Raw genomic sequence first — 21,690 nt, forward strand, 5'->3', positions numbered from 1 at the left:
CGGCGGTTCGGTTCGCGCAATACAGGTATTGCTCGGCAGTTCGGTGGAGTGCATCACGTTGCCCGTCAGAAAGGTCGAGTTTCACGACGGCAGTTCGACGCACATCCATAACTTCAGGGAGTACCTGACGGTACTTATACATTCGGGAGTCAGTCGGTCGGAGTATGCCGGTTGTGTCGTACTATGTCGGTTTCCTCTCCGGCCTACTCACTCCCTTTGCTACGCTTCGGTCGCTCGTTGAGGCCGGAGGCTCCACCTCCAAAACGCTGAAGAAGCGAACGGGTGCGGCTGCGACAACGGCGGTGTCGACGAGCACCAGATCCGGATGGACGCCGTGGAACCGGAGTGTATCGAACTCCCCGTCGTCGGTGTAGATGACCGAGAGGCTGCTAGTCGGCGCGTCGGTCGAGGCGATGGTGGGGACGGTCACCAGCCGTGTGTCCAACCGGGCACTGACAGCCTTTGCCGTGTCAAGGGCCCGCCCGCCGCCCGCGCCGACAACGAGGTCGGCCCCCGCAGTCACGCCGGCGACACGGTCGATCTCGGCCCGGGTACACGGCCCGTCGAAGGTGACCGCGTCGACGGTCAGCCCGGCGGCCGCAAGCCCCGATGCGATCGAATCGCCGACGATCCCGCGGACTACTGGATCAGCGACGACCACGGCGCGGGACCCGTCTGTCGGCGCGTGTTCGCTGATGGCCTCGACCGCGTTTCGGCCCTGGACGTACGTGCTCGGCGCGCGGAAGATGCGGGTCACAGGAGGCACCCCACCGCGTCGGGGTTGGTCTGTCGTCGCATACCACGTGTCGGATACGGGATGATATCAAACACCGGGGCGGAGACGCCGCGGGAGCGCCGGTCGGGGACGCCGGGTTGTGACACGGACTACTGCAGGTCGCCGTCGACGGCGCTTTCGACCCGCTCGAAGAGCGCGTCGTCGGTGACGAGGTCACGAGCGGTCTCAACGTCGTCGCCGACCGGCCGATCAGCGTCGAGGTGCGGAACGTGCTCGCGCACCAGCCGGGCCGCGGCACCGGTTCCGTCGCCGGGGTCGAGGTCGTCGGCCACGAAATCCAGCGCCTGTGTCGCACACACCAGCTCGGTCGCGACGACGTGGAGGACGTTGCCGACGGCGTCCCGAGCGAGGAGGGCGCTCTGGGCGCTCATACTCACGTGGTCCTCCTGGTTGCCGCTGACGGGGACGTTGTCCGTCGAGGGGCGACCCAGGTTCCGGGTCGAACTGACGAGATCGGCCGCGGTGTACTGGGCGATCATGTACCCCGATTTGAGCCCGCTGCCCTCCGTCAGAAACGGCGGGAGGTGGTCCTCCTGGATTTCGGGGTTGAGCATCCTGTCAACGCGGCGCTCGGCGATGGCACCGAGTTCCGCGAGCGCACTCGTGACGTAATCCAGCGGGAGCGCGAGCGGTTCGCCGTGGAAGTTCCCGCCCGAGAGGACCGCGGCGGTGTCGGTCCCGCTGGCACGGTCGTCGACCGACGCGGCGTCGAACACCAGTGGGTTATCAGTCGCGCTGTTGAGTTCCGTCTCGACCACCGACCGGAGGTGTGATACCGCGTCGCGGACAGCACCGTGAACCTGCGGAAGACACCTAACGGAGTACGCGTCCTGGATCCGGTCGCAGTTCCGGTGGGATTCGACGATCCCTGAATCGGCAGTGAGAACGCGGACGTTCCGGGCGGACACGCCGTGGCCCTCGTGCGGTCGTACGTCGTTGATCCGCGGGTGGGCGGCGGCGATCGTCCCCATCGTCACCTCAGTCGTCAGCGACCCGGCGATGTCGGCGGCGCGCACCGCGCGCTCGGCGTCCCGGACGACGAGCGCCCCGAGTCCGACAGTCAACTGTGTGCCGTTGATAAGCGCGAGTCCCTCCTTAGCGCGCAGGTCGATGGGGTCGAGATCGCGGCGGGCAAGGGCTGCGTCGCCGGGCAGACGGTCACCGTCAACGCGTGCCGCGCCCTCGCCGATGGCAACCAACGCGAGGTGCGCCAGCGGCGCAAGGTCGCCACTCGCGCCGAGGCTCCCTTTCTCGGGCACTATGGGGTGGACCCGTTCGTTGAGCATCGCAACCAGCAGGCCGATCGCGCGCTCTCGGATCCCCGAGTATCCCTTGAGGAGGGCGTTGAGTCGGGTGAGAAGCATCGCACGCACCGCTTCGGTCGGCAGTTCCGCTCCGGTGCCGGCGGCGTGGCTCCGGAGCAGGTTCCGCTGGAGCTCCCCGATGTCGGTCTGAGAGATCCGCTCGCGGACGAGTTCGCCGAACCCGGTGTTGACGCCGTAGACCGCCTCGCCGGAGTCGACAACGTCTTCGACCCGTGCTCTCGAGTTTCGGACGCGAACGCGTGCGTCCTCGGGGATGGCGACGGTGGCACCCTCGCGTGCGACCGCCTCAACGTCTGCCGGGGTGAGCGACTCGCCGTCGGCGCGGACCTCACCGGGCATCGTAGACCACCTCCCCCGCTTTGAGAACGGTTTCGACCGTACTGACGCCGAAGTTATACGGGAGATGCTCACAGTCTGGGACGTCGGCGATCACGAGATCACCGGGGTGACCCTCGCGGAGCCGTCCGAGGCCGTCACGACGGGTGATGGCGGCGGCGGCACCGACCGTTGCCGCTCGGATGGCCGATCCCGGCTCCATCCGCATCCCGTGACACGCAAGGTCGACAGCGAACTCCATGCTCTGTGAGAAGCAGTTGGGGTTGAAGTCCGTCGCGATCGCGACTTCCGCACCCGCGGCCGCGAACTGGTCGGGGTCGGCGTAGTCGGCAGCCAGCGCGAAGGCCGTCCCCGGGAGTAGAACGGGTACCACGTCGGCCCTCGCCAGCGCCTGGGCGTCCGCCGCGGTCGCTTCCAAGAGGTGGTCAGCGCTCGCTGCGCCCAGTTCAGCGGCGAGTTCCGCCCCACCGATTCGCTCGAACTCCTCGGCGTGGACCTTCGGCGTCAACCCATAGTCCCGGCCGGCGGTCAGAATGCGGCGGGACTGCTCCACCGAAAAAATCCCAGCCTCACAGAAGACGTCGCAGAACTCCGCCAGTCCGCGGTCAGCGACGACCGGAAGCTGGTCTTCGATCACGTGGTCGACGTAGTCGTCGGTCGACCAGTCGTCGGGGACAGCGTGTGCGCCCATAAACGTCGGGACAAGGTCGATCGGGTGCCGGTCGTCGGCCTCCCGGATCGCTTCCAACAGCTTCGTCTCGGTGTCGGGGCGCAAGCCGTATCCGGATTTGACCTCCGCGGTCGTGGTCCCGTGAGCGAGCATCCCATCTAACTGCGAAAGCAGGTTCTCGACCAGCGTCTCCCGGGTGGCCTCCCGGACAGCCCGGACGGTCCGGAGGATGCCGCCGCCCGCCGCTGCGATCTCCTGGTAGGTCTTCCCGCGGAGCTTGTCGGTGAACTCGTCGGCCCGGTCGCCGGCGAAGACGGCGTGGGTATGGGGATCGACGAAGCCCGGAAGCACGGTTTTTCCCCCCGCATCCACGGCGACCACGGCGTTTTCTCCGGGGTACGCCCGGACCACCTCGTCGGTCGGGCCGGCCGCCACGACGTGACCGTCTTCGACGGCGACAGCGGCGCCCGACACGGTGTCAAGCCCGTTATCCCCGTTCCGAACGAGCTGTGCGGCGTCGTGAACGAGGGTATACTCAGTCATCCCGACCTCCGCGGAGCGCCGGATCGGTTGTCGCCGGCCGATGCGGACTCTTGGGTCGTGAAAGCGTCACGGTCGGTCTCGCGTCGGGATAGCCACGTCCGACCGCTCGGCTTCGTCGATTGCGTCCCGGTAGCCGGCGTCGGCGTGACGGATCACGCCCATCCCTGGATCGGTCGTAAACACCCGCTTCGCAGTCTCGGCGGCGCGGTCGGTGCCGTCAAGCACGACGTGGTTATTCGTGTGCAGGGAGTTTCCGATCCCGACGCCCCCGCCGTCGTGGACGGAGACGATGTCGGCGCCGGCAGCACAGTTCAGGAGCGCGTTCAGGATCGGCCAGTCCGCGACCGCGTCGGTGCCGTCCTTCATGGCCTCGGTCTCGCGGTTGGGGCTGGCAACGCTGCCCGCGTCGAGGTGATCGCGCGTGACGACGATCGGGGCCGCGATCTCGCCCTCGGCGACGAGTTCGTTGATGCGAAGCGCAAACTGGGCTCGCTCGGTGAGTTCGTCCCCGGGATCGACCGCGGCCAGATCGGACAGCGGGGTGTCGTCGGCCGGCGTGGTCTCATAGCCGAGCCAGCAGACCCGGGAGGGGAGCCCCTGGAACTCGATCTGCTCGTTTGCGAGTTCGATCCAGCGGACCAGACGCTCCTTTTGTGGGAACAGTTGCTTGACGGCTTCGTCGGTGCGGTGGATGTCGGCCTCCTCGCCCGACAGCGCAAGCCACCGGAAGGGGCCCTGCCCCCGGCAGAACATCGGGCGGACGTACGCCGGAACGAAGCCGGGGAAGTCGAACGCGTCGTCGCGGTCGCGGTGCTCTTTGACTTGCCCGCGGATGTTGTTGCCGTACTCGAAGGCGATCGCCCCTCGCTCCTGCATCTCCAGGATGGCGTCGAGGTGTCGCTCCATCGTGTCGATGCTCGCCTCGCGGTACGCGTCGGAGTCGCGCTCACGGAGCGCGTCGGCCGCCTCAACGGTGTAGCCGGCCGGATAATACCCCTCTAACGGGTCGTGAGCAGAGGTCTGGTCGGTTACCACATCGGGGACGAAATCCCGCTCAAGCAGCTGCTCGTACGCCTCCGCGGCGTTCATGTGGACACCGATGCTGTACGCCTCGCCGTTCGCCGCGGCCTCCCTAGCCGCCGCGATCGCCTCATCGAGGTCGTCGGTCATCTCCTGACAGTAGCCCGTGTCGATCCGCCGCTGGATCCGGTCGGCGTCGATGTCGGCCGCGATGCAGACCCCCTTGTTCATCGTGACTGCGAGCGGTTGCGCGCCGCCCATGCCTCCGAGGCCGGCAGTGAGGACGATCCGGCCTTCGAGGTCGCCGCCGAAATGTTGGTCGCCACACTCCGCGAGCGTCTCGTAGGTGCCCTGGATAATGCCCTGCGTCCCGATGTACGCCCACGACCCCGCGGTCATCTGGCCGTACATCATCAGCCCCTGGGCTTCGAGTTCGTGGAAATGGTCCCAGTTGTCCCAGCTCCCGACGAGATTGGAGTTGGCGATGAGAACGCGAGGAGCGGCTTCCCGAGTCCGGAAGCGCCCGACCGGTTTTCCGCTCTGGACGAGCAACGTCTCGTCGTCGGCCAACGCTTCGAGCTCATCCATGATCGCGTCGTAAGCGTCCCAACTACGCGCGGCTCGCCCCGTGCCACCGTAGACGACCAGGTTCTCGGGGTCTTCCCCGACCTCCGGGTCGAGATTGTTGTTCAGGAGCCTGAGGGCGGCCTCCTGGCGCCATCCGTTCGTATTGAGGTCGGTTCCGGTCGGGGCGCCCTGGAGTTCACGCCAGCGCTCGCTGGGCGCGCCGCGTTGCTGTTGTTCGGACATACAAACTCGAAGTAGTATCAACACAGCAATCAAATACGAGCCGTCATATGGGGGTTAATTTAAGTCGTGGAACGGCAATTACACCACGAGTAACGATACCACATGTACGAGGCAACGCTCAGAATAGATCACGACAGCCCCTACGCCGCGATCACCAGAGAGAACGACGCACAGGTTGAGCTGTGGTGCAACCGCTACTGCGATCTGTTGCATCTGACGGGGACGGATCTGGAGCCGTCGCTGGCGGAGGTTTCTGACGAGGTCGGTGTCAAAGACATCGTGCACAAAGACCAGGAGGTTGTACTCATCACCGATAGCTGTCTGTTGGACTCCTGTGATGACCTCCTCGAGGAGTACCTCCAGGAGAACAACTGCCTGTCGCTACCGCCGCTGACGTACGACCACGGGACCCTCCTGACCCGTGTTGTCTCGCTGACCGAAGCGGAGCTAACCGCGGTCTACCAAGCCATCAACCGGGACCACTACGTCGACGTGGAGTCGAAACACGAGATCGAGTCCGTCGTGCCGGACATGCCGCTTCTGATGTTGGACTCCGCGCTACCGAACCTCTCGGATGGACAGACGCAAGCGATCTTCACCGCCATCGACGAGGGCTACTACGAGATCCCGCGGGAGACCACCACCGCCGACGTCGCCGAGCAACTGAACATCTCCCGGCGCACCTTCGAGGAACACCTCCGTCGGGCGGAGAACAAGCTGGTGAAGAACATCACCGAGTATATCACCACCTGAGGTCGGGTCCCGTTCGCTGCAGCCGCCGTTCGGAGGGGTGTATCTATTTTTGTGTGGGCGAGTACGGCACAGCATAGAATGGCGCCAAAGCAGATACCGGAGCGCGACCCCGACGCGGAGGAGGAGCCTGTGGTCGAGATCGACCGTGTCACGAAGCGGTACGGCTCGCTCGTGGCAGTCAACGACGTGTCGATCCCGGTCCGAGACGGGGAGTTTCTGACGATTCTGGGTCCGAGCGGTGCGGGGAAAACGACCCTGTTGCACATGATCGCCGGGTTCGAGCGCCCCTCGGACGGCGAGATCTACATCGACAACCGGCCGGTCTCCGACGAACCGCCGAACGAGCGGAACATCGGGCTCGTGTTTCAGAGCCTTGCGCTGTTCCCGCACATGAGTGTCAAAGAGAACATCGCCTTCCCGCTAAAGATGCGTCGGGAGGCCCCCGAGGATATCGACGGGCGGATCGAGGAGGTGCTCGAACTGGTGCAGCTTCCCGTCGATTACAAGCACAAGCCGGTAGGGGACCTCTCGGGCGGCCAACAGCAGCGCGTGGCCTTCGCGCGGGCGATCGTCTACGAACCCACGCTGTTGCTGCTGGACGAGCCGCTGAGTTCACTCGACAAGAAGCTCCGCGAGGAGATGCGGAGTGAGCTCACGCGGATCCACGCGGAGACTGACCTGACCATCGTCCACGTCACCCACAACCAGACCGAAGCGCTGTCTATGGCCGACCGGATCGCCGTGATCAACGACGGCGCGCTCGAACAGCTCGCGCCGGCGAAGGAGATCTACGCGGAGCCGGCGACGCCGTTCGTCGCGGAGTTCATCGGTGACACGACGATGCTCGACGGGACCGTCGACCGGGTGGACGGCGGGCGGGCCACTGTCGCTGTCGGCGACGACGGGGTCGCGGTCGAGACCGACGGCGGGCTTACTCCCGGCGACGGCGTCCGGATCGCGCTGCGGGCCGAGAAGATCGCGCTCGATCACAACAGCGTGGACGCGGACAACGCCTACGACGCGACCGTCAAACAGGTGGCGTTCGAGGGGGACCAAACCCAGTACACGGTTTCGGTCCCCTCGCTGGACACCGTGATCGACGTGACCCACCAGGATCCCGACCCCGAGACGGTCTTCGACCGCGGCGACGCGGTCACCGCCGGGTGGGACGCCGCCGACACGTTCGTCTACGACCAGTGAGTCACCGCGTTTCGACCGCCCGCTCGAACCGGTCCATCGCCGTTCGGATCACCGTCTCGTCGTTGGCGTACGAGAACCGGACGAACCCCTCGCCCGCCGCCCCGAACACCGATCCCGGGACCGCCGCCACCCCGTCGGAAAGCAGGTGTTTCGTGAACTCGGTGGTGTCGTCCGTGAGGGCTGAGACGTCCGCGAACACGTAGAACGCGCCCTGGGGAGCGCCCGGGTCGACATCCGGGATGTCGGCCAGCCGGTCGAGGATGAGCTCCCGGCGACGGGCGAACGCCTCGTGGATCGCCGATGCGACCTCCGGGTGATCAAGCGCCGCCACTGCGGCGACCTGTGCGGGTTCGGCGGCACACGAGACGGTGTGCTCCTGGAGCACACGCATCTGTTCGATCACGTCGGCGGGGCCGGTCGCGTACCCGATCCGCCACCCCGTCATGGCGTAGGATTTCGAGAAGGTGTGGACCGTGATCGACCGCTCGAAGAACGCGTCGTCGCTGGCGAGTGAGTGGTGGACCGCGCCGTTGTAGACCAGATCCTCGTAGGTTTCGTCGAGAATCGCCCAGAGGTCGTGTGCTTCGAGCACCTCCCCGATCGCCCGGAGTGTCGAGGGAGGCACGACGGCGCCGGTCGGGTTGTTCGGCGTGTTCAGGATCACTCCAGCGGTGTCGTCGGTAATCCGCCGGGCGATGGCCTCGGGGTCGGGGACGAAGTCGTCCGCGGCGGCCGTCGGGACAGTGACCAGGTCCGCACCGGTGTTGGCGACGTGCCCGTGGTAGTTCGACCAGTAGGGCTCGGGAAGCAACACCTCGTCGCCGGCGTCGGCCACAACCTGCGTCGCAGCGAACAGCGCGCCCATCGCTCCGGGCGTGACGATCACCTCAGTTTCGGGGTCGGCGTGGATGCCGTTTGCGTCCGCGAGTTTCTCCGCGATCGCCGCCCGGAGGTCCGATCGTCCGGCGGTCTGTGTGTACCCGCTAGCGCCGGCACCGACGGCGTCGGCCACCGCCGCAGCGATTGGTTCGGGCGTCGCGAAGTCCGGTTCGCCGATGCTCAGGTCGGCGAGGTCGTCGTAGTCTTGGGCAGCGTCGAATATCTCGCGGATCCCCGACTGTGGCATCCGTGCCATCCGGTCGGTACACTCGAAGGAGTACGGCATACGCCACGTACTGATACCACCGAGTAAACGCTATCGCCTCCGTATGGTGGCTACGCGTTCCCCAGCGCGCCGGGGTTGACCAGGCCGTCGACCTCCTCGCCGCGGAGGGCGGCGACCGCGATCTCGGTCCCCCGGCGGCGGAGCGTCGCCGCCGAGCCGGTCGAGTACCACGCGGCGTGTGGCGTAACGATGACGTCGTCGCGGCCGAGCAGCGGGTTGTCGGGTTCGGGCGGTTCCTGCGCGAGCACGTCCAGCCCCGCGCCACGGAGTTCGCCGGCGTTGAGCGCGTCGACCAGTGCCGTCTCGTCGACGACACGCCCGCGCGAGGTGTTGATCAGGACGGCGTCGTCGCGGAGTCGGGCGAGGGCGTCGGCGTCGATCATACCCTCGGTCTCCTCGGTGAGTGGCGTATTCAGCGAGAGCACGTCGGCGCTGTCGAGTAGCTCCCCGAAGTCGACCGGTGTGGCGCCCAGCGCGTCCAGCTGGTCGTCGCTCAGGTAGGGGTCGTGAGCGACCACGTCGAACCCGAGCGCGCTGGCGCGTTCCGCGGCGGCTTGAGCCTTGTTACCGAACGCGAGGAACCCGAACGTCTGGCGTTCCGGCGGCCTGATCGGCGCCGCGCGGTCCCACTCCCAGGTCCCGTCCTCGGCGGCAGCGTCGTACATCGGCAGCCCGCGGACCAGCGCCATCGCCAGCGAGACGATGTGGGTCCCCACCTCGTCGTTGCAGTACGTGGGGACCCGCGTCACGCGGACGCCCCGGTCGGTTGCCGCCTCGACATCGATGCCGTCGATCCCGGTCGCGTAGCGGCTCACGACCTGACACCCGGTCGCGTCCATCACGTCGGCGGAGACGCCGGTGTAATGTGAGAGCAGCAGGTCGGCCTCCCCGACCCGCTCGGGGATCTCGGCCTCGTCACAGTTGATCCCCTCAACCACAACGTCGTCGAGAAGGTCCCGGAAGTGGTCCCGCTCGGCGGCGACGTCCCCGAACCAGTCGGGATCGAGCATCACCGCCCGGATCGCGTCACTCATACCGGAAGGGGACGGCCGACCGTATTGTATATTGCCCCTCCGTGTGGCGGCGGCTGCGGGTCGCGTTTCCCCCTCCGCGAGCGCGGACACCGCGCCGTCCGTGCTCGCGACGGGGACCGTCTCTCCGACCACCGCCGGCGACGACCCGACCGCCGCACCCGGCTCGAACCCCCACTGTTCCGTGACTTCGCCGGCGGGCGAACTAAACGATGGGCGCTCGTGTTGGCGGACAATGGAGACCCGACACCGGGTCGCGACCGGCGACGCCCGCGACCTCGACGGGATCGACGACAACGCCGTCGAACTCGTGGTGACGTCGCCGCCGTACCCGATGATCGAACTGTGGGACGATGTCTTCGCCGACCTCAACCCCGCGGTCGACGACGCCCTGGCGGCCGGCGACGGCGCGACGGCGTTCGAGTTGATGCACAAAGTCCTCGAGGACATCTGGGCGGAGGTCGAACGCGTCCTCGTCGATGGGGGGCTCGCGTGCGTGAACGTCGGGGACGCGACCCGAACCGTCGACGGGAGTTTTCGGATCTATCAGAACCACGCCCGGATCGTCGAGGCGTTTGAGACACTGGGGTTCGACCCGCTTCCGGAGGTGCTCTGGCGGAAGCCGGGCAATGCCGCGGCGAAGTTTATGGGGTCGGGGATGGCACCGCCGAACGCGTACGTCACGCTCGAACACGAGTACATCCTGGTGTTCCGGAACGGCTCCGACTCGCGGTCGTTCGATCCGAACGCGGACCGACGGTACAACGCGGCGTACTTCTGGGAGGAACGGAACCGGTGGTTCTCCGACGTCTGGACCGACGTCGGCGGGACGAAACAGGACCTCGACCACGACGGCCTCCGGGACCGGGCCGCCGCGTACCCGTTCGAGATCCCGTACCGCCTGATCTGTATGTACAGCGTCTACGGCGACACCGTCCTCGATCCGTTTTGGGGCACCGGCACGACATCGCTCGCGGCGCTTGTCGCCGGCCGCGACTCAATCGGGGTGGAACGCGACCCCGAGTTCGCCGAGGTGTTCGACGAGCGGGTAGAGACGGCCCCTCGGCTGTCGCGACGCGTGGTCAAGTCACGTCTGGACGACCACCGGGCGTTCGTCGAGGAGCGGCGCGAATCAGGGGCAACCGTCGGCTACGACGCCGACAGCTACGACTTCCCGGTGACCACAAAACAGGAGGTGCCGATCCAACTCTACGCGATCGAGTCGGTCGACGCCACCGACGAGGGGTACCGGGCGGTCCACACGCCCGTCGGTTCGGAGTGAGGCCCCGGAGTCGGCGTCGGGTGGCGGGCGTCGTGCGACCGAACCACGTGGAGTTTTGAACACCCGACCCGAACGTTCGGCCGATGTTGGAGGGCGTCAACGTCGCGCTCGGGATCTCGGGGAGCATCGCCGCCGTGAAGGTGGTCGAACTCGCCCACGAACTCCGGCGGCAGGGCGCTGCGGTCCGCGGGGTGATGACCGACAGCGCACGGGGGATCATCCACCCGTGGGCCGTCGAGTTCGCGACAGAGAACGACGTGGTGACCGAGATCACGGGCCGCGTCGAACACGTCGAACTCTGTGGCCGCGAGGGGTGGGCGGACGTGCTCCTGCTCGCGCCCGCGACCGCGAACACCGTCGGGAAGGTCGCGAGCGCGGTCGACGACACACCCGTGACGACGTGTGCGACAACCGCCCTCGGAGCGGGGGTGCCGGTCGTTGTCGTGCCCGCGATGCACGAGCCGATGTACGACCACCCGGGGGTGCTCGACGCGCTCGACCGGGTCGAGTCGTGGGGCGTCGACGTCGTCGACCCCCGGCTCGAGGAGGGTAAAGCCAAGATCGCGGCTGAACCGGCGGTCGTGACCGCGGTCGGGCGGGGGGCCACCGACGACACCCTCGTCGGGAAACACGTCGTCGTGACCGCGGGTGCGACCGCCGAAGCGGTCGACCCCGTCCGGATCCTCACGAATCGAGCCTCCGGGAAGACCGGCCGCGCGGTCGCCCGCGCGTGCCACATCCGTGGCGCGGATGTCACGCTGGTCCACGACGGCGGCGACGTCCACTACGCCGACACCGTCACCGTGGAGTCCGCCGCCGAGATGCACGACGCCGTCTTGGCCGCGATCGGTGACGGAACCGGCGCCGCCGCGGCCGACGCCTTGGTGTCGGCGGCGGCGATCTCCGACTACACCGTTGCGGCCGCCGCCCAGAAACTCCGGTCCGGGGAGCCGCGGAGCCTCGAGTTCGACCCGACGCCGAAGCTGTTGGACGACGTGCGCGCGGCCCACCCCGACCTCGCCATCGTGGGGTTCAAGACCGAGACCACCGGCGATGACGACGCGATGATCGACGCCGCCCGCGGCCTCCGGGACCGGATCGACTGCGCGTTCGTCGTTGCCAATGACGCGTCGGTGATGGGCGACGACGACACCCGAACCCTGTTCGTCGACGCCGACGACGCCGCGGCGTTCTCGGGGTCGAAGACCGCACTCGGCGGCGAGGTCGCGGCGCGGCTCGCTGTCGAACTGGGCTGAACGCGCTCCCGGGGGCGTCGAGGTCACCCGCCGTCGATCGGCTGTCCGGCCCGGAACCGGAGCCGAGCGTCGCTGTGGAACCGCGCGAACGCCCGGTCGCCGAGGTCGAGGTCCCGAAGCGTCGCGGCTCGGGGGTGCTCGCCCAGCGAGTACGAGAGGCCCGTCGTGTACGGCCACACGCCCAACTTGCCCGTGACGTCGGCCCGAACCCGGAGAAGCTGCCCGTCTCGGACCGCGTACGTGGTCAGCGTGTCGCTACGGGAGACGGTCGGTGGCTTCCGTATCGCAACCGTGAGCAGGCGGTCGCCGTCGACGGTGACGGTCGTCCGCCGACGCCCGGGTCCTTCTTCGATACTGATGTCGGCGACGACCTTCGGATACCCCCAGATCTCCTCGCCGAACGCGCGGGCGGGCTCGGTCGTGACGGGCATCGACCACACGTAGGTTTCGGTCCGGAGCGCAGGCGACACGTACGGGACGCCATCGGGCGCGCCGGGCGTCGCGCTCACCATCACCGCGAACTCGTGGTAGTCATCCAACGCGCCGCCGCCGACGTTCCGGTGGGTGGCGCTCAGCAGCCAGACCGCGGCGGTGGCGCGGCCCGCGCGGATCGGCGACAGCCCGTCGGGGAGCAGCTCCGCCGCAGCCCGCCGGTCGGCGGGGAGAACGACCGCGGTGATCGAGCTATCCATCGATACCGGGGGCTCGAGTGTCTGCCCGGTGGAGAGGGTGACCGCGTCGCCGTCGGTGGGAAGCCGTGTAACGCCCTCGCTCACACCGGTACATCGGGGTCCAGATGCATGGCCCTGTCGGCTGCCGGGGCGGACATCACCGTCAGAGCAGGCCGACGAGCGTCGCCGCCAGCACGACGATCACGAGCAGTACGCTCGTGGCGATGCCGGCTCGGAGACTGCCCTCCCGGACCGGCTCGTCACCGCCGACAACCCCCGACAGCGGCCCGCGGATCGTGCCGTAGGGGTCCGACGCCGCCGAGAGCGCACCGCGGGCGGTCGCGACCGCCCCACGGTCGACCGCGGCGAACAGGTCGGTCGCCGCCCGAACAACGCCGCGGACGCCGTAGAACGTGAGCGGTTCGAGCACGCGGTCGACGTCGACGCCGGGACCGACCTTCGAGAGCGGCGTTTTGAGCACTGCGAACCCGACAACACCCAGCGCCGCCAGCGCGAAGCCCTCCCCGAGGTGGCTCAGGGTGAACGGGTGCGCGTCGGCGGTGCTGCCGGGGAGCAGCGCGAACAGCGCGTCGGGGAAGACGCCGAGAACGACGCACAGGCCGGCGACACCGAGCATCGCGACCCGCTGGCCGGTGACAGACTGCTTGACCGACCACGTGCCGGCGGAGTCCTTGAGGAACGCGTAGTAGCCGAACTTGATGAACGACATGAACGTCCCCACGCCAGCCGCGAGCAGGATGTAGAAAATCCCGTCAAGGTGCTCCTTGTGTGCGGCCGCGGTGATCATCCCCTTGCTCACGAACCCGTTGAACCCGGGGAAGCCGCTGATCGACAGCGCCGCGACAGTGAAGGCAAGGGCGGTCACGGGCAGCGCCCGACCCAAGCCGCCGAGATATTTCAGGCTCTGCTCGTCGGTTCGGGCGATCACGACGCCCGCGGTCATGAACAGCAGCGCCTTGTAGAGGATGTGGTTGAACACGTGGGCGAACGCGCCGGCGGTCGCGAGTGCGGTCCCGACGCCGACGCCCGCGACCATGTACCCGACCTGCGACTGGATGTGATACGACAGCAGCCGGCGCATGTCGTTCTGGAGCAGGGCGTAGACGACGCCGACGAGCGCCATCGCCGCGCCCATGTACGCGATCGCGAGGCTGCCGTCGGGAAACGCCCGCGCGAGCCCGTAGACGCCGGTCTTCGTGGTGTAGACCGACAGGAACACGCTCGCGGCGACGTGCGGCCGCGGGTAGGTGTCGGGCAGCCAGGTGTGCAGGCCCACGAACCCCACGTTGACCCCGATCCCGACCGCGGCGATCGCGGCGGGGATCCCAGCGGTGATGCCGTCGGCGGCGGAAAACAGGAACGACCCCACAGTCGTGTAGTGCCACACCACCGCGATCATGAGCAGGCTGCCGCCGAGGCCGTGGTAGATGGCGTACCGGAATCCCGCCCGGACCGCCCTGCCCCCGTAATCCCACACCAAGAGCGTCGAGGTGACGGCCATGAGCTCCCAGAAGAACACGAGCGTGAGCCAATCGCCCGCGAACACCGCGCCGAGGCTGGTGCCGACGTATCCCAAAGCGAAGGCGGTCTGTCTGGTCCGGGCGTCGGAGGAGTACGAGTACAGAACCGCAGCGGCGCCGATGAACCCGAAAATAACCCCCATCACCCGGGAGAACGCGTCGACGTTGAACAGCACGGCGTCGAACCCCAGGAACGAGACCGCGAGGTACGTCCCCGCGGGCATCAGCAGCGACCAGACCGCGACCACGGCGGCGGCCCCGAACCCGAGCGCGTGGCCGACCCGCCGCGACAGGAACGGCGCCAGGAGCGCCGCCCCCAGCACGAAGAACGCGGGCGGCGCCACCGCGGGGATGTCCGCAGTCGGCAGCGACACCGACGACGCGAGGACGACAGCCGGCCCACCGCCGAACGCGACGCCGGGCATCAGACCGCCACCCCCGTGACCTCGAAGACGACGCGTTGGATCACCGCGAGGAAGACCATCGCCCGCGGCGCGATGCCGAGCGCAACGGCGCCCGCGGCCGCGACGGTGATCGGGCCGAGCATGAACCACGTCGTCTCGGCGCCGAACCCCCGGGCCTCCCACCCGCTGGCGGGCGCCCCGCCGTGGTGGCTGTGGCCGTCGTCGGTGCCGTCGGCGTGGTGCTCTGTGTCGGGGACGGCATCCGCCGGCGCCGGGTCGTCGTCCCCACGTTCGTCGCGACGATGGTCGCTCGGGTGCCGATCAACCGCGTACTCGCCTTCGACTTTCGCTTCAAGCTCGACTTGGCTCTCACCCTCGGAAGGGTCGATGTCGGGTTCAACCGTGCCCTCGGTCGGTGTGGTGTCGATCAACGCGCCGGCATCAAGCCCGGTGTCGGGGTCTGCGCCGCCGTTCGGGTCGGTCTGGTCGTCCCCGGCGGACGATTCGGTGTCCGCGGGGTCGGTCTGGTCGTCGTCACCACCGGCCGTACCGTCGTCTTCCTCGTCGCGATCGACCGGGTCGCCGCCGTCGGCGCGGACCCGCTGGCCGCCCAGCGGGAACTCCACCAGCGGCTTTGCGTCGGAGTCGTCGGCGGTCTGGAAGAACGCTTGGTAGACGATCGGCCAGAAGTAGCCGATGTTGAGGAGCCCGGAGAGGAACAGCACACCCGCAAACACCGCGGTCCCGCTGTCGATGCTCCCGATCAGGAGGTACCACTTGCTCACGAACCCCGCGACCAGCGGCAGTCCCGCCATCCCGAGACTCGCGACCGCGAACGCCGCCATCGTGACCGGCATCCGCCGACCGATCCCCGCCATCTCGCTGATGTTGTCGGTGTGGGTTTCGACGTGGATCGCGCCCGCACAGAAGAACAAGGTGAGCTTCATGAACGCGTGTGCCGGGATGTGGAGCAGCCCGCCCACAAGCGACGTGGGCGAGAGGATCCCCAACCCCAGGACGATGTACGACAGCTGGCTGATCGTGGAGTACGCCAGCCGGCGCTTCAGGTTGTCCTGCCGGAGCGCGATCACGCTCGCGACCAGGATGGTGAGCGCCGCGACCGCCGCCAGCGGGAGGCCGACCCCGAGTTCGGAGATCGTCTCCGGGCCGAACACGTCGAGGACGACCCGCGCGACCCCGAACACGCCGCTTTTGACGACCGCGACCGCGTGGAGTAATCCCGAGACCGGGGTGGGCGCGACCATTGCGTCAGGGAGCCACGAATGCACCGGCATCAACGCGGCCTTCACCCCGAACCCGCCCGCAAGTAGCGCGAAGGCCGCCCGCGCGATCACCGGGTCCGCCGACGCGAGTGCCGCGATCCCGCCGGGCGTGAACGCGACCGTGCCGGTGGTCCAGAAGACCAGCACCGCGCCCGCCAGCACCGCGACGCCGCCGCCGAAGGTGTAGGTGAGGTATTTCCGACCGGCCTCCCGGGCGGTCTCGCTCTCGTCGTGAGCGACCAGGGGGTAGGTCGCGACCGTCAGCAGCTCGTAGAACACGTACAGCGACACCAGATTCGACGCGAACGAGACGCCGAGCGCCGCGCCGACGCTCCCTGCGAACGCCGCGAAGTACCGGGTCTGGGAGTGCTCGTCAAGCCCGCGCATGTAGCCGATGCTGTAGAAACTGGTGACGAGCCACAACAGGCTGGCCACCAGCGCGAAGATCATCCCCAGCGGGTCGGCGCTGAGCGTGAGTTCGATCCCGGGGACGAGCGTCCCCAGCCGAGTGACGTAGACGTCCCCGGAGAGCGTTGCGGGGACGATGCTCGCGACGATCCCGAACGTCGCGAGCGCGGTGAGGATGGTGGCGCCCTCGCGGACGTCGGGGTTGCGGCGTAGTGCGACGATCGCCAGGACACCGATCGCGGGGAGGAGCACCGCCGCGAGCGGTCTGAGAGAGAGGATCTCGGTCATTGGAAGGACACCTCCACGACGGGCTCAAGGACGGAAATCAGGTCGGTCGCGAACACCCCGAGCACCACCGCGGCGACCGCAGCGACGACGACGACGACCCGGGCCTGTGGCGGGACCGTCGGGACGGCGTCGACAGGGTTATTGTCCGCGCCGGCCGCACCGCCGGAGCCGCTCCCGTCGGCGGTCAGCGCGGCGTCGGTATCGGACGCGGTCGCGGCGTCGGGACGATCCGCCACGCCGGCCGCGACCGGGGCGTCACGGAAGTAGAGCCGTTCGAGCACGCGGGCGAAGTACGCGAGCGTCAGCAGGGTGCTCACGACCGCGACGCCCGCGACGATCCACCGCCCGGCCTCCACGGCGCCCAGGACGATGTGCCACTTGCCCGCGAACCCGACCGCGGGCGGTACGCCCACCAGTGCGAACGAAAGCACCGCGAACGCCCCGCTCACGACCGGTGCGCGGTCGGCCATCCCCGCGAGGTCGTCGACGGTCCGCCCGCCGGCGACCGTCGCGAGCGCGCCGACCGCAACGAACAGTCCCGCCTTCATGACGGCGTGGCCGACAAGGTGGACCAACCCGCCGATGGCCGCCGTCTGGTTGACGACTGCAAAGCCCGCGACCACCAACCCGAACTGCGCCACCGACGAGTACGCCAACATCCGCTTGAGGTCGGACTGCAGCACCGCGAGCACGGAGCCGACCACCACACTGACCGACGCGAGCACCACGAGAACGTCCAGCGCGGCCGGGACCGCCGCGTCGAACGTGGGGGTGAACACCGTGTAGATCACGCGGAACAGCGCGTACGCCGCCGCGGTCGACACCAGTGCGGAGATATACGCCGTGACGCTGGTGGGCGACTCCGCGTAGGCGTCGGGCTGCCAGGTGTGCAGCGGGAACAGCGCGGTCTTCACGCCCAACCCGACCACGAGCAGCGCGAAGCCGGTCAGAAGCACCGGCGAGTCGTAGCCGACCGCCGGGAGGAGTCCGGCCAGGTCGGCCATGTTCAGCGTGCCCGTCGAGATGTAGAGGTAGCCGACGCCGAGGAGGTACAGCGACGCCCCGATGGTGCCGACGAGCAGGTACTTCAGGCCGGCCAGCGCCGCGGCGGGCGACCGCCCGGTCGCGACCAGCGCGTACGTCGCCAACCCGGTGATCTCTAAGAACACGTAGAGGTTGAACAGGTCGCCGGTCACGACGACCCCGGAGATCCCGGCGGTCAGGACGAGGAGTTCGCTGTAGAAGGTGTTCGAACGGGGACCCACCGAGCGCGCGTAGACCACGGTCGCGAGCGTCACCGCCGAGACCAGGACCACGAGCACTGCCGAGACCCCGTCAGCCACGAGTTCGATCCCGAACGGCGGGGCGTAGCCGCCGACCGCATACGACGTTCGCCCCGAGCCGAGGACGGTCCCGAGGACGCTGAACGAGAGCCCGAGGTGGGCAACGGCGGCCGCAGCGGCCGCGAGCCACCCGGTGTTCTCACGGACGCGGTCGACCGCGATGGGAGCCAGCGCGAACACGATGGGGACGACCACGAGGAGCGGAAGCGCGTCAGTCATAAGTCCGGACCTCCTCGATCGCGTCCTCGTCGAGCGTCCCGTAGGCGTCGTAGATCCGGACCACGAGCGCCAGCGCGACCGCGGTCAGGCTGACCCCGACCACGATGGCAGTGAGGATCAACACGTGGGGAAGCGGGCTGGCGTACGGCGCCGACCCGTGGCCGAGCAGCGGCGGGGCCGCGCCGTCGACGAACCCGCTGGTGACGAAAAACAGGAAAATCCCGACCTGGAAGACGTTCAGACCGATGATCTTCTTCACGAGGTTCGGGCTGGCGGTCACGCCGTACAGCCCGATGGCGAGCAGCGCGACGACGGCGAGGTAATTGAAATGCGTCGCGAGGAGGTCGATCACGCCTCCTCACCCCCAGGGGTGGCCGCGTCGCGCTCGTTGTCGGGTGCGTCGCCCGTGGACGTGGTGAAGTCGCCGCTTGCGAGGCTGAAAAACAGCCCCACCAGAACCCCGGAGACGACCGCGCCGATCCCGAGTTCGACGAGTTCGATGCCGTACTTCACGCCCGTGGAGCCGACGTCGTACGCGACGTACTCGAGGAACGCGCCGTCGAGCACGATGGCACCCACCCCGATGAGCGCGAACGCCGCGCCGCCGCCCGCGATCGCGGTTCGCGTCAACGGTCCGGCGAGCCACGCGCGCGTGGCATCGATCCCGAACGCGAAGGCGAGAAGCAACACCGCGGCGGCGACCAACACGCCGCCCTGGAACCCGCCGCCCGCCGACTCCGCGCCGTGAAACATCACGAACAGTCCGAAGGTGAAGACGAACGGCGCGATCACCCGGACCGTGGTCATGATGATCGTGCTCTCGACGTAGACGCCGTCGCTGCCGGTTCCGCTCATACGTACGCCTCCTGTCGGAGCACCAGCAGTACCGCGACACCGGCGGAGATCACGACCGTCGCCTCGCCGAAGGTGTCGAACCCGCGGTACGCCGCCAATACGGCGGTCACGGCGTTTTCCACGCCGGTTTCGCTATACGCGTTGGCGAGGTAATACTCCGTGACCGGCGAGGTCGCGACCGGGGCGTCGGCGGCGCCGACCGCCGGCAGCGATCCGACCGTCGCGAGGAGCGCCCCCGAGAGGATCGCCACGACCGCGACCGACCGCCACTCGATCCGCTCGAACAGCCGCTCGCCGCCGGGACGGACCGTCTTCGCGATGGTCACCAGGAAAAAGACGGTGGTGATACCGGCGCCGACCGCGGCCTCCGTCAGCGCGACGTCGGGCGCCGCGAGCAGGACCCACACAGTGGCGATCCCGAAGCTGAACGCCGCGAACGCGATGATGGCGTTGAGCACGTCCCGGAGGAGGATCGCCGCCGCGGCACCGAGCGCCGAGAACGTGAGCACCGCCGCGAGCACGATGGCTTCGGAGGTCACTCTTCGCCCTCCGTTGTCCAGGGGGTGATGTCCTGGTCGTACGCGGCCCGCGTGATCGCGTGAGCAGCCGTCGGGTTGGTCACGAACAGGAACAGCCCCAACAGCGCGGTCTTTGCGACCGCGAGGTCGGCCCCGAACACCAGGGCGACGCCGCCGAGCGTCAGGACGATCCCGAGGGTGTCGCTCTTTGAGGTTGCGTGCGCTCGGGTGTAGAGGTCCGGAAGCCGGATGATGCCCACGACCGCGACGAACCCAAAGAAGGTTCCGCCGCCGACTAAAGCGACGATCAGGATCTCGGTCGGAGTCACTCAGATCACCCCCCCACGCTCGACGGAGAACTTCGAGATCGCGATGCTCATGAGGAAGTTCAACAGCCCGTAGACCAACGCGATGTCGAGAAAGCCCGGGCGGTCGAGCGCGGCCGCAAGCAACGCGAGCACCACGACCGCGTTGGTGCCGATCCCGTTGACCGCGATGACGCGGTCTTGCATCGTCGGGCCGGCCATAATCCGGTAGACGAGCACGACCGCGAAGACCACGAACGCCGCCGCCGCGCCCAGAAGCACCGTTTGGAGGAGCCCCGAGACCGCCATCACTCGACCTCCTCTCCGGATTCAGCCGCCGGCTCGGTCGGTCGATCGGCGCCCGGATCACCCGTCCGCTCGGCGTCGGGAGCCGCCGGGCGTGGGTCGGAGTCGTCCGCCGAAGCCCTCGAATCCGACGGTCGTGAAGCGGCGACTGCGTCGATCACGACACTCCCACCGCTCCCGGTGTCGGTGTCGGTGTCGGTGTCGTCAACGGCCGAGATGCTCCCGCGCTCGGCCGGCGACGGAATCCGGGCGGCGGAGCGTCCGTAGAACACGAACCGGACCGCCCGTTCCAGTCCGCCGGCGGCGAGGTCGTCGCGGGCGCCGCCGGTCAGGGTGTGAATGTCAAGTCCCTCGCGCCCGACGTCGACGGTCAGCGTGCCGGGGGTGAGCGTGATGCTGTTGCCGAGCGTCGTCACGGGGAACCCGCCCCAGACCGCCGCCCGGTACCGTTGCATCTCGGGGTCGATCGGCAGCGACGGGTGGAGAATGATGTACGCGATCGAGAGGTTGGCCTTGGTGATCTCCCACACCAGGTACGGGACGAAGAGCAAGAGCCGGAGGACCCGAGCCCCAGTCCGGCGCGGGGACGGCGACGTGAGAAAGGAGACGCTCGAAAACCCCGCGGCGGCCAACAGGGCGGTCAACGCTCCGGTTGCGAGGTTGAACGGGGTGACCGACCCCGCTATCAGGAGGTAGAACGCGTAGGTGGCGCCGAACGTTGCAACCCCTTTCGAGAGGGTCGCCCGAGACACCAGTGGGACCCGCTCGGTCCGGCGCGTGGTCGGCGCCTCCTCGACGGTCAGCGACGACCGCGCGAGCTCGCGCTCGAAGGGCAGGAGCATCGGGGCGTTCCCGCCGGGCTGGAACCCGGGGTCGACAACGACGCGATCGAGGCCGAACTCCGCGGCGTACTCGGCGACCGCGTCCGCGTAGTCGCCGGGGCTGAAGAGGTACCGGTCGGCGCCGACAATGGCGGTCCTGATCTCGACCGCCGGGTCGTCGTCGGCGTCGCGGTCCAGGTCCTCACGGGCCCAGACCACGGCCCGATCGAGGAGGTCGGCCGCGATGTCGTCGCCGAGGTTGCCGCTGTCGGTGCGCCCGCGAGCGGGGGAAACGAAGTGAACAGTCGCCGCCTCCGCACCGGCCTCGACACCCGACCGGGCCGCGCGGACGGCGTACGCCACCGTGTTCCGGAACGTCGAGGACGCTCCGACCGGAACCAGGATCCGGGCGCTCCCCGCGGCCATCACCCACCACCCGCGCCGGTGGCCGGCCGCCGCGTTCGGTTGGTCGCTCGGCTCATGCGTTACCCCACTGTTACTAAGGGTATCAAATACGTCTGTCGCTCTCGCACCGGCCCGG

At 68.4% G+C, this 21,690-nt stretch carries 20 protein-coding genes and 1 pseudogene; 4 read left to right on the forward strand and 17 right to left on the reverse strand.

What is annotated here, in order from left to right:
- The 5 genes and pseudogenes from IEX72_RS15570 to hutU form a co-directional block, all read right to left on the reverse strand.
- Nucleotides 1-109 (reverse strand): annotated as a pseudogene (locus IEX72_RS15570) (transposase); the annotation flags it as partial.
- Nucleotides 110-181: 72 nt separating this feature from the next.
- On the reverse strand, nt 182-757 hold the full coding sequence (locus tag IEX72_RS10835; RefSeq protein WP_188787408.1) for an iron-containing alcohol dehydrogenase: 576 nt from the start codon (nt 755-757) through the stop codon (nt 182-184).
- 128 nt (nt 758-885) lie between these two features.
- On the reverse strand, nt 886-2,460 hold the full coding sequence (gene hutH, locus IEX72_RS10840) for a histidine ammonia-lyase (RefSeq protein WP_188787409.1): 1,575 nt from the start codon (nt 2,458-2,460) through the stop codon (nt 886-888).
- Nucleotides 2,450-3,670, reverse strand: coding sequence for an imidazolonepropionase (gene hutI / locus IEX72_RS10845; protein ID WP_188787410.1), 1,221 nt, complete (start codon nt 3,668-3,670; stop codon nt 2,450-2,452). Before hutI ends, hutH begins: the two co-directional genes overlap by 11 nt.
- A gap of 66 nt (nt 3,671-3,736) precedes the next feature.
- Nucleotides 3,737-5,500, reverse strand: a complete 1,764-nt coding sequence (gene hutU, locus IEX72_RS10850; protein ID WP_188787411.1) for a urocanate hydratase — start codon at nt 5,498-5,500, stop codon at nt 3,737-3,739.
- A gap of 102 nt (nt 5,501-5,602) precedes the next feature.
- Here hutU and IEX72_RS10855 point away from each other — a divergent pair, with 102 nt between their 5' ends.
- Both IEX72_RS10855 and IEX72_RS10860 read left to right on the forward strand, forming a co-directional pair.
- Nucleotides 5,603-6,253: a helix-turn-helix domain-containing protein gene (locus IEX72_RS10855; RefSeq protein WP_188787412.1), complete on the forward strand. Its 651-nt coding sequence runs from the start codon at nt 5,603-5,605 to the stop codon at nt 6,251-6,253.
- Between the two features lie 78 nt (nt 6,254-6,331).
- Nucleotides 6,332-7,453 carry an ABC transporter ATP-binding protein gene (locus tag IEX72_RS10860; RefSeq protein WP_188787413.1) on the forward strand — a complete coding sequence of 374 codons (1,122 nt, stop codon included), beginning with the start codon at nt 6,332-6,334 and terminating at the stop codon, nt 7,451-7,453.
- Nucleotide 7,454: 1 nt separating this feature from the next.
- On the opposite strand, the gene IEX72_RS10865 is transcribed toward IEX72_RS10860, so the two are convergent.
- Nucleotides 7,455-8,618, reverse strand: a complete 1,164-nt coding sequence (locus tag IEX72_RS10865; RefSeq protein WP_188787414.1) for a pyridoxal phosphate-dependent aminotransferase — start codon at nt 8,616-8,618, stop codon at nt 7,455-7,457.
- Nucleotides 8,619-8,668: 50 nt separating this feature from the next.
- The gene (locus IEX72_RS10870; RefSeq protein ID WP_229663819.1) at nt 8,669-9,652 is read right to left on the reverse strand and encodes a C-terminal binding protein; all 984 of its coding nucleotides are present in this window, start codon (nt 9,650-9,652) and stop codon (nt 8,669-8,671) included.
- Nucleotides 9,653-9,884: 232 nt separating this feature from the next.
- Here IEX72_RS10870 and IEX72_RS10875 point away from each other — a divergent pair, with 232 nt between their 5' ends.
- Together IEX72_RS10875 and coaBC are read left to right on the forward strand one after the other, a co-directional pair.
- Nucleotides 9,885-10,931 carry a DNA-methyltransferase gene (locus tag IEX72_RS10875; RefSeq protein WP_188787415.1) on the forward strand — a complete coding sequence of 349 codons (1,047 nt, stop codon included), beginning with the start codon at nt 9,885-9,887 and terminating at the stop codon, nt 10,929-10,931.
- An 83-nt stretch (nt 10,932-11,014) separates the two neighbouring features.
- A complete protein-coding gene (gene coaBC / locus IEX72_RS10880; RefSeq protein ID WP_188787416.1) occupies nt 11,015-12,187 on the forward strand; it encodes a bifunctional phosphopantothenoylcysteine decarboxylase/phosphopantothenate--cysteine ligase CoaBC in 1,173 nt (390 codons plus the stop codon).
- A 23-nt stretch (nt 12,188-12,210) separates the two neighbouring features.
- Here the strand turns inward: coaBC and IEX72_RS10885 are convergent, their stop codons facing one another.
- The 10 genes from IEX72_RS10885 to IEX72_RS10930 are packed head-to-tail and all read right to left on the reverse strand — an operon-like array spanning nt 12,211 to nt 21,575.
- The gene (locus IEX72_RS10885; RefSeq protein ID WP_188787417.1) at nt 12,211-12,963 is read right to left on the reverse strand and encodes an acetoacetate decarboxylase family protein; all 753 of its coding nucleotides are present in this window, start codon (nt 12,961-12,963) and stop codon (nt 12,211-12,213) included.
- A gap of 58 nt (nt 12,964-13,021) precedes the next feature.
- Complete coding sequence (locus IEX72_RS10890; protein ID WP_188787418.1) at nt 13,022-14,824, reverse strand: Na(+)/H(+) antiporter subunit D; 1,803 nt, start codon at nt 14,822-14,824, stop codon at nt 13,022-13,024.
- A complete protein-coding gene (locus tag IEX72_RS10895) occupies nt 14,824-16,782 on the reverse strand; it encodes a proton-conducting transporter transmembrane domain-containing protein (RefSeq protein WP_188787419.1) in 1,959 nt (652 codons plus the stop codon). Before IEX72_RS10895 ends, IEX72_RS10890 begins: the two co-directional genes overlap by 1 nt.
- The gene (locus tag IEX72_RS10900) at nt 16,779-18,344 is read right to left on the reverse strand and encodes a monovalent cation/H+ antiporter subunit D family protein (RefSeq protein ID WP_188787420.1); all 1,566 of its coding nucleotides are present in this window, start codon (nt 18,342-18,344) and stop codon (nt 16,779-16,781) included. The genes IEX72_RS10895 and IEX72_RS10900 overlap by 4 nt, the downstream gene beginning before the upstream one ends.
- A complete protein-coding gene (locus IEX72_RS10905) occupies nt 18,337-18,696 on the reverse strand; it encodes a cation:proton antiporter subunit C (protein WP_188787421.1) in 360 nt (119 codons plus the stop codon). The genes IEX72_RS10900 and IEX72_RS10905 overlap by 8 nt, the downstream gene beginning before the upstream one ends.
- Complete coding sequence (locus IEX72_RS10910) at nt 18,693-19,199, reverse strand: MnhB domain-containing protein (protein ID WP_188787422.1); 507 nt, start codon at nt 19,197-19,199, stop codon at nt 18,693-18,695. Before IEX72_RS10910 ends, IEX72_RS10905 begins: the two co-directional genes overlap by 4 nt.
- Nucleotides 19,196-19,738: a DUF4040 domain-containing protein gene (locus tag IEX72_RS10915; protein ID WP_229663820.1), complete on the reverse strand. Its 543-nt coding sequence runs from the start codon at nt 19,736-19,738 to the stop codon at nt 19,196-19,198. Before IEX72_RS10915 ends, IEX72_RS10910 begins: the two co-directional genes overlap by 4 nt.
- Nucleotides 19,735-20,046: a monovalent cation/H(+) antiporter subunit G gene (gene mnhG / locus IEX72_RS10920; protein WP_188787423.1), complete on the reverse strand. Its 312-nt coding sequence runs from the start codon at nt 20,044-20,046 to the stop codon at nt 19,735-19,737. Before mnhG ends, IEX72_RS10915 begins: the two co-directional genes overlap by 4 nt.
- The gene (locus IEX72_RS10925; RefSeq protein WP_188787424.1) at nt 20,047-20,331 is read right to left on the reverse strand and encodes a cation:proton antiporter; all 285 of its coding nucleotides are present in this window, start codon (nt 20,329-20,331) and stop codon (nt 20,047-20,049) included.
- Nucleotides 20,331-21,575 carry a monovalent cation/H+ antiporter subunit E gene (locus IEX72_RS10930; protein WP_188787425.1) on the reverse strand — a complete coding sequence of 415 codons (1,245 nt, stop codon included), beginning with the start codon at nt 21,573-21,575 and terminating at the stop codon, nt 20,331-20,333. Before IEX72_RS10930 ends, IEX72_RS10925 begins: the two co-directional genes overlap by 1 nt.
- Nucleotides 21,576-21,690 lie beyond the last annotated feature (115 nt).

Origin of the sequence: Halobellus salinus (genome assembly GCF_014646875.1) — an archaeon.
Classification (GTDB): Archaea; Halobacteriota; Halobacteria; order Halobacteriales; family Haloferacaceae; genus Haloquadratum; species Haloquadratum salinum.

Coding starts and splice junctions, on each gene's coding strand:
- IEX72_RS10870 (WP_229663819.1), bottom strand. CDS start 9,652: ATGAGTGACGCGATCCGGGCGGTGATGCTCGATCCCGACTGGTTCGGG.
- IEX72_RS10900 (WP_188787420.1), bottom strand. CDS start 18,344: ATGACTGACGCGCTTCCGCTCCTCGTGGTCGTCCCCATCGTGTTCGCG.
- IEX72_RS10875 (WP_188787415.1), top strand. CDS start 9,885: ATGGAGACCCGACACCGGGTCGCGACCGGCGACGCCCGCGACCTCGAC.
- IEX72_RS10895 (WP_188787419.1), bottom strand. CDS start 16,782: ATGACCGAGATCCTCTCTCTCAGACCGCTCGCGGCGGTGCTCCTCCCC.
- IEX72_RS10925 (WP_188787424.1), bottom strand. CDS start 20,331: ATGGCGGTCTCGGGGCTCCTCCAAACGGTGCTTCTGGGCGCGGCGGCG.
- IEX72_RS10910 (WP_188787422.1), bottom strand. CDS start 19,199: ATGAGCGGAACCGGCAGCGACGGCGTCTACGTCGAGAGCACGATCATC.
- IEX72_RS10860 (WP_188787413.1), top strand. CDS start 6,332: ATGGCGCCAAAGCAGATACCGGAGCGCGACCCCGACGCGGAGGAGGAG.
- IEX72_RS10930 (WP_188787425.1), bottom strand. CDS start 21,575: ATGGCCGCGGGGAGCGCCCGGATCCTGGTTCCGGTCGGAGCGTCCTCG.
- hutH (WP_188787409.1), bottom strand. CDS start 2,460: ATGCCCGGTGAGGTCCGCGCCGACGGCGAGTCGCTCACCCCGGCAGAC.
- IEX72_RS10890 (WP_188787418.1), bottom strand. CDS start 14,824: ATGCCCGGCGTCGCGTTCGGCGGTGGGCCGGCTGTCGTCCTCGCGTCG.
- IEX72_RS10865 (WP_188787414.1), bottom strand. CDS start 8,618: ATGCCGTACTCCTTCGAGTGTACCGACCGGATGGCACGGATGCCACAG.
- hutU (WP_188787411.1), bottom strand. CDS start 5,500: ATGTCCGAACAACAGCAACGCGGCGCGCCCAGCGAGCGCTGGCGTGAA.
- coaBC (WP_188787416.1), top strand. CDS start 11,015: ATGTTGGAGGGCGTCAACGTCGCGCTCGGGATCTCGGGGAGCATCGCC.
- hutI (WP_188787410.1), bottom strand. CDS start 3,670: ATGACTGAGTATACCCTCGTTCACGACGCCGCACAGCTCGTTCGGAAC.
- IEX72_RS10855 (WP_188787412.1), top strand. CDS start 5,603: ATGTACGAGGCAACGCTCAGAATAGATCACGACAGCCCCTACGCCGCG.